14 protein-coding genes and 3 pseudogenes are annotated in these 13,415 nt (G+C 33.0%); 4 read left to right on the forward strand and 13 right to left on the reverse strand.

The genetic code is table 11. The features are described from left to right. From ACFWDE_RS23950 to ACFWDE_RS23960, 3 genes and pseudogenes are all read right to left on the reverse strand, one after another. Window positions 1–221: pseudogene (locus tag ACFWDE_RS23950) on the reverse strand (bifunctional metallophosphatase/5'-nucleotidase); the annotation flags it as partial. A gap of 576 nt (window positions 222–797) precedes the next feature. After that, the gene (locus tag ACFWDE_RS23955) at window positions 798–1,313 is read right to left on the reverse strand and encodes a DinB family protein (protein ID WP_377895164.1); all 516 of its coding nucleotides are present in this window, start codon (window positions 1,311–1,313) and stop codon (window positions 798–800) included. A gap of 84 nt (window positions 1,314–1,397) precedes the next feature. Beyond that, entirely contained in the window at window positions 1,398–1,550 is a 153-nt protein-coding gene (locus tag ACFWDE_RS23960) for a hypothetical protein (RefSeq protein WP_002069882.1), read from the reverse strand. Between the two features lie 299 nt (window positions 1,551–1,849). Between ACFWDE_RS23960 and secY the strand changes: the two genes are divergently transcribed. Then, on the forward strand, window positions 1,850–3,154 hold the full coding sequence (gene secY / locus ACFWDE_RS23965; RefSeq protein WP_002069884.1) for a preprotein translocase subunit SecY: 1,305 nt from the start codon (window positions 1,850–1,852) through the stop codon (window positions 3,152–3,154). Between the two features lie 55 nt (window positions 3,155–3,209). On the opposite strand, the gene ACFWDE_RS23970 is transcribed toward secY, so the two are convergent. From ACFWDE_RS23970 to ACFWDE_RS23985, 4 genes are all read right to left on the reverse strand, one after another. Continuing rightward, a complete protein-coding gene (locus ACFWDE_RS23970; protein ID WP_377895166.1) occupies window positions 3,210–3,440 on the reverse strand; it encodes a hypothetical protein in 231 nt (76 codons plus the stop codon). 171 nt (window positions 3,441–3,611) lie between these two features. Beyond that, entirely contained in the window at window positions 3,612–4,277 is a 666-nt protein-coding gene (locus tag ACFWDE_RS23975) for a TetR/AcrR family transcriptional regulator (protein WP_377895168.1), read from the reverse strand. A 24-nt stretch (window positions 4,278–4,301) separates the two neighbouring features. Next, window positions 4,302–5,465: an FAD-dependent oxidoreductase gene (locus ACFWDE_RS23980; RefSeq protein ID WP_377895169.1), complete on the reverse strand. Its 1,164-nt coding sequence runs from the start codon at window positions 5,463–5,465 to the stop codon at window positions 4,302–4,304. A 217-nt stretch (window positions 5,466–5,682) separates the two neighbouring features. Beyond that, window positions 5,683–6,600, reverse strand: coding sequence for a DMT family transporter (locus ACFWDE_RS23985; protein WP_264540879.1), 918 nt, complete (start codon window positions 6,598–6,600; stop codon window positions 5,683–5,685). Between the two features lie 148 nt (window positions 6,601–6,748). Between ACFWDE_RS23985 and pdxR the strand changes: the two genes are divergently transcribed. Then, window positions 6,749–8,188 (forward strand): MocR-like pyridoxine biosynthesis transcription factor PdxR, encoded by a 1,440-nt coding sequence (gene pdxR / locus ACFWDE_RS23990; RefSeq protein WP_377895171.1) that lies wholly within the window; start codon window positions 6,749–6,751, stop codon window positions 8,186–8,188. A gap of 340 nt (window positions 8,189–8,528) precedes the next feature. Here pdxR and ACFWDE_RS23995 read toward each other — a convergent pair whose 3' ends face one another. Together ACFWDE_RS23995 and ACFWDE_RS24000 are read right to left on the reverse strand one after the other, a co-directional pair. Further along, the gene (locus ACFWDE_RS23995) at window positions 8,529–8,951 is read right to left on the reverse strand and encodes a DUF3995 domain-containing protein (RefSeq protein WP_002147682.1); all 423 of its coding nucleotides are present in this window, start codon (window positions 8,949–8,951) and stop codon (window positions 8,529–8,531) included. 158 nt (window positions 8,952–9,109) lie between these two features. Next, the gene (locus ACFWDE_RS24000; RefSeq protein ID WP_377895172.1) at window positions 9,110–9,643 is read right to left on the reverse strand and encodes a TetR/AcrR family transcriptional regulator; all 534 of its coding nucleotides are present in this window, start codon (window positions 9,641–9,643) and stop codon (window positions 9,110–9,112) included. Window positions 9,644–10,051: 408 nt separating this feature from the next. Here ACFWDE_RS24000 and ACFWDE_RS24005 point away from each other — a divergent pair, with 408 nt between their 5' ends. After that, window positions 10,052–11,554 (forward strand): multicopper oxidase family protein, encoded by a 1,503-nt coding sequence (locus tag ACFWDE_RS24005; protein ID WP_377895174.1) that lies wholly within the window; start codon window positions 10,052–10,054, stop codon window positions 11,552–11,554. Window positions 11,555–11,648: 94 nt separating this feature from the next. Here the strand turns inward: ACFWDE_RS24005 and ACFWDE_RS24010 are convergent, their stop codons facing one another. The 3 genes and pseudogenes from ACFWDE_RS24010 to ACFWDE_RS24020 form a co-directional block, all read right to left on the reverse strand. After that, complete coding sequence (locus ACFWDE_RS24010) at window positions 11,649–12,146, reverse strand: DUF421 domain-containing protein (RefSeq protein WP_377895175.1); 498 nt, start codon at window positions 12,144–12,146, stop codon at window positions 11,649–11,651. Window positions 12,147–12,293: 147 nt separating this feature from the next. Continuing rightward, a pseudogene (locus ACFWDE_RS24015) lies at window positions 12,294–12,443 on the reverse strand (NmrA family NAD(P)-binding protein); the annotation flags it as partial. Between the two features lie 144 nt (window positions 12,444–12,587). Beyond that, window positions 12,588–12,680, reverse strand: a pseudogene (locus ACFWDE_RS24020) (alcohol dehydrogenase); the annotation flags it as partial. Between the two features lie 122 nt (window positions 12,681–12,802). On the opposite strand from ACFWDE_RS24020, the gene ACFWDE_RS24025 reads away from it, so the two are divergent. Continuing rightward, entirely contained in the window at window positions 12,803–13,045 is a 243-nt protein-coding gene (locus ACFWDE_RS24025; protein ID WP_377895176.1) for a hypothetical protein, read from the forward strand. Window positions 13,046–13,080: 35 nt separating this feature from the next. On the opposite strand, the gene ACFWDE_RS24030 is transcribed toward ACFWDE_RS24025, so the two are convergent. Continuing rightward, window positions 13,081–13,284 (reverse strand): hypothetical protein, encoded by a 204-nt coding sequence (locus ACFWDE_RS24030; protein WP_193646281.1) that lies wholly within the window; start codon window positions 13,282–13,284, stop codon window positions 13,081–13,083. Window positions 13,285–13,415: the final 131 nt, after the last annotated feature.

A 13,415-nucleotide genomic window follows, 5' to 3' on the forward strand; every position in this document is an offset into this window, starting at 1 on the left:
ATAACCGTATAAAGCTGCGTCAAACTTCCACTCATATTTGCTCCATCAAGCGCATAATCCCAAGGCATAAATCTACCATGAATATCTGCAGTACCTAACAATGTAATATTAACATTAGATTCCTCAGCCTTAGAAATAGCTGGTTTGACTGTTACTGCTGTTACAAGAAGCATAAAAATAATAAAATAGCATACATAGTTCTTCCATTTCGTTTTTTGCATAATATCAATATTTCTCCCCTTTTTGTACTGTCATAAAGTTGCTTGAACTTTAAAAATATAACTTGTTATTCAGAAAACTTCAACTGCAAAAATAAAGAGAATAAAATGCATATATCCCTTAATAGAATTGTATTTTATCGTTTTCTGACAAAATACTTATTCCTCAAACGCGTGAAAGGTGCTTACCCAATGGTAGGTGTAAGATTACTTTCAAAAATTTGGACATATAGCTCATTTCCGAAAATCATTATAACTTAAAGATATAGTGTGTAATGCTGATTACATTTTCGGATTTCATTGCCAATTTATTTCCTTCTAAATGAAAATGCTGAGATCACTTCCAAAAATAATAACCCCGCTCTTCATTTAAGACGGGGTTACACTTATACAGCAAATCGGATTCAGATTTTTTTGAATGTTCGTTTCCTCTTCAGGGGTAAGATCTACTAGTTTCGTAATTTCTTCAGCTTATTGGTTGCTTTCAACTAAATTCATCATAATTTTAATCAGGATTTCTATTTTATCACTCGAAACCTTGATGCTATCCCAAATCGCTCAAAAAATAGATAATGATGTTTACTTTTCAACTCCACAAAGCAATTTTATCTCTTTAATTTGTTCTATATGACGCTGTTCATGCAAATAGATCAGTTCTATCCACTGATCAAGAAGTAATTCTCCAAGAGTTGGATGCGTCACTGATTTTTTCGCTAATATAGATTCATCTTCTATTGTACTCAGGAAACGCATCAATTCTTTTCTAGAGTCGTTTAACAAATCAACCATTTGCTGCACTTCAAATGGTTCTATACTTGGTTTAATCATTTCTGGGGCTATAAATTTTATCGATCTATCTAATAAAATAGTGTGAATTTCTTTACGCTCATTTAAGATACTATCCATCTTTTTTAATCCCGATGAAATAACTGTTATAACTCTCTCATCTAATAAAACTAAGTGATGACAAACTTGTGCTATACTCCATTTATCCTTATCTGGTTTCCTATTAAATTGAGCATCACTTAACAAAGTAATTTCCTCAAATAATTGATTTCTAGTTTCATAAAACTTGTCATTTACAAATGTATTCATGTGAATTCTCCTTTCATTAGAACCTACATACTTAGATTCCTACGCTAGAAATATTCTCTATAGAAAAAAGATTTTCCTTCACTATTATTCCAATCCAATCTTTTCTTTCTTTAGTAGGTTCTCTAATTCATGCTGAAACGTATGAGTTCTCTCAACATCCTTGAAGATTTCCTTGAGGTTATTATGCGCTACAGCTACATCATAATACTTTCCACGGAATCCCTTCAATATAACCACATAAAACGTTCCTAATTATCAATCTAGCATTAAATATATGTAAAAAATCATCCTATTCATTCATTTTTAATGCTTATGTATGTACATTTGTTAATTTATTAGTTATATTATGGGTATTGAATGATTACGAAAAGTCAATAAATCGCTTGTATAACACCTTATATTTTTATATCCGTGAAAACTACAAAATGTATAAAATTCCATTTGTCAAATGAATTTAATGCGGAAGGAGGTTTGTGGTTACTTCATCGGGATATAATAATCAGTTTTGAACTGATAAAAATATAGGAGGCGACATAATGTTTCGTACGATTTCAAATTTCATGAGAGTAGCTGAGATAAGAAACAAAATTCTTTTTACACTAGCGATGCTAATTGTTTTTCGAATTGGCACGTTTATTCCAGTTCCTCATACTAACGCAGAGGTATTAAAAGTACAAGATCAAGCCAACGTTTTAGGTATGCTAAACGTATTTGGCGGAGGAGCACTGCAACACTTCTCAATCTTTGCTGTAGGTATCACACCATATATTACAGCTTCTATCATTGTACAATTACTACAAATGGACGTTGTACCTAAATTTACAGAATGGGCAAAGCAAGGAGAAATGGGCCGTAAGAAATCAGCTCAATTTACTCGATACTTTACAATCATTCTCGCATTTATACAATCCATTGGGATGTCTTATGGTTTTAATAATATAGCAGGTGGACAATTAATTACAGATCAAAGCTGGACTACATACTTATTTATTGCGACAGTTTTAACTGCTGGTACTGCATTTTTACTTTGGTTAGGTGAACAAATTACCGCTAATGGCGTTGGTAATGGAATCTCAATGATTATCTTCGCAGGACTTGTTGCGGCGATTCCAAATGTCGCTAATCAAATTTATTTGCAACAATTCCAAAACGCAGGCGATCAGTTATTTATGCACATAATAAAAATGGTTTTAATTGGACTCGTAATTTTAGCGATAGTTGTTGGTGTTATTTACATTCAACAAGCTGTTCGAAAAATACCGATTCAATATGCAAAAGCTGTTTCAGGAAACAATCAATATCAAGGAGCAAAAAATACTCATTTACCTCTTAAAGTAAATAGTGCAGGTGTAATTCCTGTTATCTTTGCTTCAGCCTTTTTAATGACGCCGCGTACAATTGCGCAGCTCTTCCCTGATTCAAGCGTATCTAAATGGATAATTGCGAATCTTGATTTTGCACATCCATTTGGAATGACACTATATGTGGGTCTTATCGTTGCCTTCACATATTTCTACGCGTTTATTCAAGTAAATCCTGAACAAATGGCTGAGAATTTGAAAAAGCAAAACGGATATGTCCCGGGTATTCGCCCAGGTAAATCTACAGAACAGTATGTAACAAAAATTTTATACCGTTTAACATTTATCGGTGCGATTTTCTTAGGAGCAATTTCAATATTACCACTTGTATTTACAAAAATCGCTACATTACCACCATCTGCTCAAATCGGTGGTACAAGTTTACTAATCATCGTAGGTGTTGCATTAGAAACGATGAAGACGTTAGAAAGTCAACTTGTGAAGCGTCATTATAAAGGTTTTATAAAGAAAGTGAACTAATAAAAAAACACTAGATTTTAAAGATCTAGTGTTTTTTATTCTATCTGTATCTTTACTACCAAAAAAGCAGTTCCTTATTCTCACCTTCAATACATCTCTTAGCTGTTATAAAGAGTCTCATCATGATTTTATCAATAGTTAGATAATCTGGTACAAAGTCTTTTAATATAATTATTTTGTGACTAACAACTCTATTACCATCTTTTATCCCAAAGGTTTTCACTTCTAAGTATTCTATTTTACCTAAAAGTAAATCTATACCTTGATATATTAGCACTTCAACCAATTCTTTAACCTCTTTGTTATCAAGGGTATATTGTGTAAGTTGTCTATTACTATCGTATAAAAAGAGATGTTGAAATTAATTAACAATGTAGTTTGCGGACACAGATATCATATTTTTCTTTCAAAAAAACAGAGTGCCGCTCATTTAGCTCTCTGTTTTAAACTAATTATATTATTGCGCATGTAAAATACCTTGCAAAACAACTTCTAATCCCCAGCGGAATCGTTCTTCTCCACCAGATAACATATCTTCTTTTAGACTTACAATCATTGGATACCTTTTTGTATCTAAAGTCTCATATGAAGCACGAATTGCGTCAAGAGTGGTACCTTTTTCTTTGCGAGCTGTTTGTTCATATGCGACCGAAGCAGCATATAACAGTAAAATATCTACTCCCCACGCCGATCCTCTTGCATTAACCCCACCTTCATGTAATTGACGCAAAATCTGTTCAGTAAGGGCTAAAGAATTTGGTCCAATTGGAATTGTCATTAAAGCTAATTCTGCCATTCCAGAAGAGTCGAATAAAATTCGAAAATATGAATGTACAAGTGCAAATAGCTCTTTTTTCCATGGTTCATTTTTCTCATCTGTTATTTCAATTTTCCCTAGACCATAATCTAATACATACGCTCTTAATTCATCAGCATTTTTTACGTATACATATAAAGAAGACGGCCCGGTATCTAATACTTTTGCAATTTTACGCATACTAAGGCCAGAAATACCTTCAGACTCTAATAGGTCATAAGCAGTCTTCACAATGATTTCCTTACTTAACGGTTCTTTTGCTGGTCGTGAACGACGACTAGTAATTGTATTCGTTTGTTCTTCCATAGTTCTCCTTTAGTAAATATATTTTTATTGTTGCTCATGAAGTTGATTCATAAGATTATACAGTTTCATAGCAGCATCCTCTGAGAAACAAATCTCCAGATTATCATTTGACACTTCAGCGGATTGAGAAGAATAATCGTACATTTTTTCTTCATAACTTTCAATCGCTTTGTTCCAATCATCGTGTTTTATAAGAGACAATGCAAGCTCTGCCGCATCACGCATCGCAAGGTTCACACCTTCACCCGCAAATGGAGACATTAAATGAGCTGCATCACCAGTTAAAGTAACACCAGGCGTACTTTTCCAAGTTAGTCCAACAGGTAACATATACATTCGTCTAGGAAAAATCGCACCATCTGCACATCGAATATAATTTTTAAGTGTTTCATCCCAGTCTTCGAAATACTGTAGAAGTTGATGTTTTGCTTCTTCTAAATTTTCAAATGGAATTCCACAATTATCAAGCCATTTTTTATCTGTTCTAAAACTTAAATATACGCGAATACTGTCATCTCCATTTAATTGCGCAAGAATTCCTTTATGCTCCGCAAGTGCAAATACTTTGCCACGTCGATTGAATTTCGCCATCTGAGGATGATTTTTCGTTACATTTTTCAAATTCAATTCTACCATGCTAATTCCAGTATATTGTGGTATAGAATTTGTGACAAGTGGACGAATTCGAGAGAAGGCACCATCTGCTGCTACCACTAAATCAACAGTGTCTACGTGTCCATTTTCAAAATGCAGTTCATGTATACCATTTTCTACAGGAATGGCTTTTGTTAAGTTATAGCCCCAATGTATACATTCCGGATCAACAGAATTTAAAAGTAATTCACGTAAAGTTCCTCGATCAATTTCTGGACGATCTCCGCCATTAGGATCCGCTACTTCATCTAAATATATTTTTCCGTTCTTATCAAATAAACGAAAATCTTCTCCCTCATATCTAGCAAGTTCATTAAATTGTTCTAACAATCCTGCTTCTTTAAGCGCCTCTTGTCCGGAATCATGATGAATATCTAATGAACCTCCTTGTTGCCGAATCCATGGCGATGTTTCTCTTTCATATACGACACATTTTAAACCATGTTTCTGTAATATACGAGCTAATGTTAAACCTCCTGGTCCAGCACCTATAATTGCAATACGTTTTTCTCCTTTATTTTTTCTTTCCATCATTTATCACACCTTATATTTTATTGAATTACTTGTTTTATTTATAACATAACGTACACTATTCGTAAAGTACACTGTTCGTTAATTACTAAGCAAATTATGTTAAACTTAATATGTAAAAATAAAAAGCATGTTACAAGTCAGTAGTAACATGCTTTTTAAGTTAATAAAGTAATAATACTTTATTAACTTAATAGTCCAATGATTTCTTTTATATTATTTAAATTTCTTTCTTCAATAACTTCCCTTGCTTAAAATAGACGCCCAGCGTAGAACGATTTGCTAAAAATACACCAATCAAGATTAAACAAGCACCAATTCCCATTGTAGGATTTAATGGTTCTCCTAATACAAAATAACCTACAATAACAGCGATTAACGGAGATACATATAACCACGTTGATGGAAATACAGGATTTGTTTTTGATAAAAGCCAGTAATATAAACCGTGTCCACCGATAGATCCTATAAATATGAGATATAAAATTGGCCATTGTACATTCCAAGATGTTAATACAGCTAGATTTGGCTGTTCCATTACACCAGATACAATTAACAGCAAGATTCCCCCATAAAACATTTGAATACCGTTAATGAGAAATGGTGATACATCAGGTAAATCTGAAAGTATTTCTTTTGAACGAATAGAACCTATTCCATAAAACAACTCTCCTACTATTATAATAAGGCAAGCGATACTCCATATTAATGTAAGTTCTTGATGCATTCCAGGTAAAGAAATACAAAAAACGCCTATAAGTGCTATAACTAAAGCAACAAGTTGTTCTTTTTGCAATTTTGTTTTGTTTCGCCTTGATTGTAATAGCAAGATCATCATTGGGGCCGTAGCGGATAGAACTGCAGCTAATCCAGAAGAAATATATTGTTCAGCCCAGTAAAGGGTCGCGAATGTCATAAATGTTAAACAAAAACCAGCATATATAATACGTTTCGATAATAAGTAAGGCATAATATCCTTTCGCTTTAATTTAAAAATAATAATGAGAATAAGACCCGCCAAAAAGAAACGAATTCCAGCTGAAAATAATGGTGGTGCCCCCGCTTCTATTCCAATTTTTATCGTTAAAAATGTCGTTCCAAAAATAATACATACTAAAATATAATTTAAAATGACCATTTTCCTTCCTCCTTTTTACTCTTGAAATGAGTATAGAGGATATGGTGTATAACAGTGTATCCACGCATATAACAGTTGAATAAAAATATAGTTGATTGTCAGGATGTTTTTCGCTTTAATTAAATTAAAAAGAAAAACAGGTGATTCTATGAAGATAGTACTACGTAAAGAATCCAACATACCATATTACCAACAAATATATATGCAAATTGTTGAGAGAATTCAAAGCGGGATGCTTTCACATGGCGATTACCTCCCTTCTTTACGTTCTATGGCCGATGATTTGCAAATTAGTTTATTAACTGTTCGTAAAGCTTATAAACAGTTAGAAACGAAAGGTTATATACGAATTGAACAAGGAAAAGGTGCCTATATACATAAACGTGTGAATAAAGATTTCAAACCAATTCCATATCAATGGCAACAAACGAAATCCATTAATGTTATGCGTTCTCAATATGTAATGAGCCAACATCGTAAATATTTCGATTTTTCACAGGCGATCCTTTATCCACGTTTATTACCAAATCCATTTCTTTCAGATGAAATGCATAAATTACTTAATAAAGATCAAATGATACTAGCAACTTACGGACCTGTTCAAGGTGATAAAGAGCTTATAGTGGAAATAACAAACTACTTAAAAGAACACCAACAATTAGTTATAGATCCATCTCAATTATTAATTACAAGTGGTGCCCAGCAAGGAATTGATTTAATTGCCCAAACATTATTAAAGCCCGGAGACTTAGTGCTAGTAGAAAGTCCATGTTACGGAGCGGCGCTTGATGTATTTGTTAATAAAGGCGTTCAGATTATCCCTGTTAGTCTTGACAACAACGGCATTCGCTCAGATTTAATCGATGATATTTGTCAAAGAAAGAATCCTGTTTTGTTATATGTGAATCCTACTTTTCAGAATCCGACGGGCACAGTAATGAGCAAAGAAAGAAGAATGGAACTTGTAGAACTATCAGAGCTTTATCAATTTTTTATTTTAGAGGATGATTCTTTCGGAGAGATATATTTTGAGGATTTTAAAATTCCACCTCCAATAAAAAGCTTTGATACGAATGGTCACGTTATATATTTAAAAGGATTTAGTAAAACGTTAGCACCAGGTCTTCGCATCGCGGCGCTTGCAGCTGAGGGTCCTATTTTTGAATGGTTATATGCCGTGAAAGCTTCGATGGATATAGGTAGTCCCTTATTGACACAAAAAGCACTACTTCCTTTTTTACGAGCGGAACGAATGAAAAATCATTTAGAAAAATTACGTACTGCTTTACAAATTAGACGCGATTTAACAATTGATATATTATCTCCATTAAAAGAATTAGAATTTGAAATACCTAATGGAGGATTTAACTTATGGGTTACACTCCCTCAGTCAATCGATCCTTTTACATTATTACAAAAAGCGAATGAAGTAGATGTTTCTTTTTTACCCGGCACAGCTTGTCTGTTAAGCCATGAAACTCAATATAATCATTTACGAATTAGTTATTCAATGTTAAATGAAAAAGATATGTTGATTGGATTAGAAAGATTACATGATACAATTGCTAAGTTTAAATCAATGATTTAAACTCCAAAACAACAACTAACCTCTTATTCACACAATAAAAAACCAACACTTTAAAATTTTATTAAAAGTCAAGATATAAGCTGAACCTATTATTAATAGTGAATTCTTATCTAATGTCATACATTATATTTATAAAAATTAAAAGGATAGAAGAGCTTGAATAAATTCGCCCTATCTATCCTCTTTTTAAACACAAATGACTAATCATAGCGGACTTCGCTGTCACCAGAACCCGTATTGCTCTATTGCTATGCTCAAACCTCTTTTTATTACTACTTGTTCAATAGGAGGTGTTTTCTTCCTGTATAAAATTTATTTTATAGGGAATTCATTATACTTATTAAAACAACAACATGATATAGACAAAGCCAAAGAATAAACATAATGGACTATAGAACCAAGTGTCGTATCTAGCAAACTGAGAATGTTTAATTTTTTTGAAAAATCCAACAAACTTAAAATCACCAATTGCCCTAATAATGAAAACTAAAGCACAGACAATACTTCCGATTTTAGATAAACTATTTGCTTGGAATCCCTGCAAATAACCTACTTGAACAACAATAATGACACTAGCTAGTAGAATAAGAATGGCTATGAATAATGTTCCCCATATTCTCGGAGTAAAAGCTGGCTTATGTTCTCCCTCTTTTACTGGGATAACAGCGGCAGAACCCCATCGACCTCCAAAAGCCCAATAAATATGCAAAAAACTGATAAAACACAGAAGCACTACAGCTACTAATGTTAATAGTAATTTCATTTATTCGCCCCCAATGTCGTAACTTCAAAAATAACATACACTACCGTATGTTACAGTAAAAATTTTGTCCCTTCAGGTTTTATAACCATATTAGGGACACATATTATCGAATAATCAATTATGCCTCAGCATAATTGCGTCCGGAAGCTTAACTTCTTTCAGTCGATGTTTGGACACCCGCTGAAAGAAGTTAAAAGCTCAACCATTTTATTAATATCAAAATTAGGATTTGCTTCAAACCTTGTCATCCATCCTACATACGTTAAATAGGCAAGTCTCGCTCGATCAATTGATTCAGTTTCGTCTACGCCCATTTTTTGATACAATTTTGCAACACAAGAAATTCTTTGTTCTTCTATATCTACTAAACGTGTTGCCACAACAGGATCATATTTAGCCCAAGCATAAATACCATTCTCAATTTTTTTATCTCGATTAAAACTAATCTGTAATAGCTGTTCTAAAGAGGCATCCTGTTGCTCCATACTTTGAACAATCAGCTTTGTTGCATGTACTTCCCAAAAGTCAAGCATAGAATCTAAAAGCTCTTGATGGTCACGAAAATAGTGATAGAAGCTTCCTTTGCTTATTTTTAGCAATCGAGCAAGTGCTTCAATGCGAACTTTATGTATTCCTTCATTAGCTAATTGTTGTAATCCTACTTTTATCCAGTCTTCCCTCGTTAATTGCATATCATCTCTCCAATAAAATACGGTAGCGTATGTTTTACGTTAGGTTACTACTATTCTCATTTTTTGTCAATTATTCATTCTGTTTATTTTTTGAACTTTAATGTTGTTAATCGTAATATTGATTGTTATCACCTTTGGTAAAATACAAGCACATACTCAATCAAATAGATTTTCTGTTATGTCCAGTAAAATATCTTCCTCTGTAAATTCCAAGAAGGTTTGGATGGTCCACAGCCTAAAACCCCTGAAGAAGCAGTTAGGCCACTAAATTTTTCTGTATATTATTTTAAGTCATATTAGCTTCACATGTATAAGGGATATATCAATGATTTTGTTGGTCAAGTATACAAACAATAAAACAGTCATGTAATAGAATATACTATATTACATGAAAGGAGATAGAGCTGTTTGGAATTACAAAAATTTGTTGATCCCCTTCCGATTCCCTCCACAATAAAACCAAAAGGAACATATAAAGGTAAGCCGTTTTATGATGTACGTATGATTGAAACATTACACAAGTTTCATAGAGATTTACCTAAGACGAAAGTATGGGGTTATAATGGATTGGTACCTGGTCCAACGTTTGAGGTTAAAAAAGATCATCCTGTATATGTGAGATGGTCAAACGATTTACCTAAAAAACACTTCTTACCTGTTGATACAACCGTTCACGGGGCCCATGATAACCCAGAAGTACGAGCTGTTGTACATTTACATGGAAGCCCAAGTGAGCCAGATAGCGATGGTCATCCTGAAGCATGGTTTACGAAAAATTTTCAACAAACAGGTCCTAGTTTCGTAAAAGAGATTTATCATTATACGAATCGAGAACGAGCAACTGCCCTTTGGTATCATGATCATGCACTTGGGATTACTCGTTTAAATGTATATGCGGGTCTCGCAGGACTTTACTTGATTCGTGATAAAGAAGAAAAATCACTACCCCTACCTAAAGGGAAATACGAGATACCACTTATCGTTCAAGATAAATCTTTTAATCCGGACGGTTCCCTATTTTATCCTGCTCAACCTGAAGATCCATCACCAGGTTTACCATACCCTTCTATTGTTTCTCTATTTTTAGGAAATACAATTGCAGTCAACGGGAAAGTATGGCCATTTTTAAAAGTGGAGCCCCGCAAATATAGATTTCGTTTATTAAACGCTTCTAATACTCGCACATACAAGTTCCAATTAAGTGACCTTAGCTCATTCTTTTTAATAGGAACTGATGGAGGCCTTCTTAAACGGCCGATTAAAGTACAAAGTTTAGATGTTTCACCAGCAGAACGTATTGACATTATTATTGATTTTTCAAGGTTTGTAGGAAAAAAGGCAGTATTACAAAATGGAAGTGATTTAGATAATCCAACTGGTGAGATAATGGAGTTCCAAGTAACGAAACCATTATCCTGCCCAGATAAAAGTAAAATCCCGTGCATATTAAGTAACATTGACTTTATTCCATTAGAAAAAGTAAACGTAAAAAAAGTAAGACGATTAACATTAAATGACTCAGAGGATGAATTTGGGCGTCTCATGCTTTTATTAGATAATAAAGAATGGGCCGATTCTGTGACAGAAACACCTTTACTTAATTCTGTTGAAATATGGGAGTTAGTAAATTTGACCGTTGGGATTCATCCTATTCATATACATCTAGTTAATTTTCGAGTTCTTGATCGTCATGACTTGAATGGAAACTTATTAGCCCTTCTCCCAGCTGATTTCGGTTTAAAAGATACCGTTCTAGTAGCTGGTGAACAAACCGTCCGAATCATAATGAAGTTTGAGCCCTATTCTGGAGATTATGTATGGCATTGTCATCGTTTAGAGCATGAAGACCATGACATGATGAGACCGTTAAAAATCATACCTTCCAATCTTAATAGACACAAATTAAATTGATAGATACATTAGATAACACGAAAGTCCCTTCAGGATTACTGAAGGGTCTTTTACATGTTTGAGAAAAGTACAGGAAGCGCTTTTCAGTCTACAACTATTTTTTAAGATTGCATTGCTCTAATAGCTTCTCTAGCATTTCCAAAGTAACTGGTTGTGCCTTATTAGTTAGTTGGTACCCAACACGTCCGTTCGTTTCTACGGTTGCTTGTTGTAAATTCTTGATTTCATGTATACCTTTTTCTCTCAGATGCATAAATAATTGTTGTTCTGACATTTTTGCACGTAATAAATTCTTTTTTAAAACTTCTCCGTTTTCTATAACAATAATGCTAGTTCCATTTAGAAACTTTTCTACTTTTCGTGATTTCAATTCAAAAAAATGAATGATAAGTAAAACACTCGCAAAAATAAACGCAGCAAAAATAGATGGGACTACTTTCCTACTTAATATAGGTTCTACAATAATACGACCTATAGAAACAACAATAATAATTTCAGCTCTAGTCATTTGGCTAACAGATTTACTACCTGTCAATTTTAAAACAATAATTCCAGTGAGGATTAAAATAATGCTTTCAAAAAGTATATTCATTACAGCCCAACCCTTTAATAGTGAATGTTACTAGTATTCCCATTAAAGGATTTTCATGACATTTCACACACTCATCAGACCATGAAGGATGTAAAGGTATCCATCCATAATCTTTACGTGCTTTATTATTTGAAGCACCTCTCTCCCGGCTATTACTGGTATAGCACCAACTTTCTTTCTTGCTTCTACTTGCGATTCATTACGAATCATTGCAAATACCGTATGACCTTCTCTTATTAACATTAGCAATAAAGAACGTCCTATTACACCAGTTGCATCTGCTACAAAAATTTTCATATGTGTTCCTTCTTATTTTTAATATCATAATTGAGACAAAACATATATAAGGCATGTGATAAATATTTGGTTAGTTTTTTCATTATTCATATGAAACGTATACTTTTAAAGGATTAATTATCCCTTGACTCAGTTCCTCAAAACAATGATAATTTCATCATCCTGTATAGGCCTAATTTCACCCGTTTCCCACTTTAACTGTTTAGAGCCTTCTAAAACTAATTTATATTGTTCCATTGAAATCCTCTCACTTTATAAAAATATATTCACACTAATTTTTAAGTTATGTATAATAATCAATATGAAAGATTCATCCAAAATTAAAGCTATAATGTTGGCTAGCAACCAACAGCGATAACATGATAATTGAATTTGATGGATATAGAATTAATGAGTATGTAATTGGTCGTAAACGTTCTATTAGTGAGTTGAAAAAAATGTATTTTAACGTAAAAAATGAAGAGTTATCTAATGAGGATCTTGCAAGTTTATTTTGTGTACGATATCATTTTGAAAACATTCCAAAGTCATTACAAGAAGACATTACGAGCAATATCGTCATTGATTTAGACACGGACTATATTTATATCCCTACTAGATAACAATAACCTAGTAAACTAAAATATATTAATGTAACTTACGATTCAGACAAGTGTTTAATAAAATAAGTAATTGCCCAAATTAAAGTCGCAAATTGAGTGACAAAATACATTGTCACTTCGAAAAAAGTCAGTTTTCTCTCTCGTTTAATCTTCTTTAAGTATCTGTAAAATATTAATGTACTCAAAAACATAAGTAACAAAGATAATTGTTGTAAATCATCGACTATACGTACCGCCATAGACTTCATCACCCTCCTATACAAAATAAAAACTATACTTTAAGGATATCATTTATTTGGTAATAATACCCTATTTGTTTAATGAAATTAAAAAATGTTTTATTCGGTATATACGTAGAGATAATAAAGTT

Origin of the sequence: Bacillus sp. NPDC060175 (assembly GCF_042728695.1) — a bacterium.
Taxonomy (GTDB): Bacteria; Bacillota; Bacilli; order Bacillales; family Bacillaceae_G; genus Bacillus_A.

Excerpts from the sequence above, each read along its gene's own strand:
- pdxR (WP_377895171.1), top strand. The coding sequence starts at position 6,749 with ATGAAGATAGTACTACGTAAAGAATCCAACATACCATATTACCAACAA.
- ACFWDE_RS24010 (WP_377895175.1), bottom strand. The coding sequence starts at position 12,146 with ATGAATATACTTTTTGAAAGCATTATTTTAATCCTCACTGGAATTATT.
- ACFWDE_RS24030 (WP_193646281.1), bottom strand. The coding sequence starts at position 13,284 with ATGGCGGTACGTATAGTCGATGATTTACAACAATTATCTTTGTTACTT.
- ACFWDE_RS24025 (WP_377895176.1), top strand. The coding sequence starts at position 12,803 with ATGATAATTGAATTTGATGGATATAGAATTAATGAGTATGTAATTGGT.
- ACFWDE_RS23975 (WP_377895168.1), bottom strand. The coding sequence starts at position 4,277 with ATGGAAGAACAAACGAATACAATTACTAGTCGTCGTTCACGACCAGCA.
- ACFWDE_RS23995 (WP_002147682.1), bottom strand. The coding sequence starts at position 8,951 with ATGAAATTACTATTAACATTAGTAGCTGTAGTGCTTCTGTGTTTTATC.
- ACFWDE_RS23955 (WP_377895164.1), bottom strand. The coding sequence starts at position 1,313 with ATGAATACATTTGTAAATGACAAGTTTTATGAAACTAGAAATCAATTA.
- ACFWDE_RS24000 (WP_377895172.1), bottom strand. The coding sequence starts at position 9,643 with ATGCAATTAACGAGGGAAGACTGGATAAAAGTAGGATTACAACAATTA.
- secY (WP_002069884.1), top strand. The coding sequence starts at position 1,850 with ATGTTTCGTACGATTTCAAATTTCATGAGAGTAGCTGAGATAAGAAAC.
- ACFWDE_RS23985 (WP_264540879.1), bottom strand. The coding sequence starts at position 6,600 with ATGGTCATTTTAAATTATATTTTAGTATGTATTATTTTTGGAACGACA.
- ACFWDE_RS23980 (WP_377895169.1), bottom strand. The coding sequence starts at position 5,465 with ATGATGGAAAGAAAAAATAAAGGAGAAAAACGTATTGCAATTATAGGT.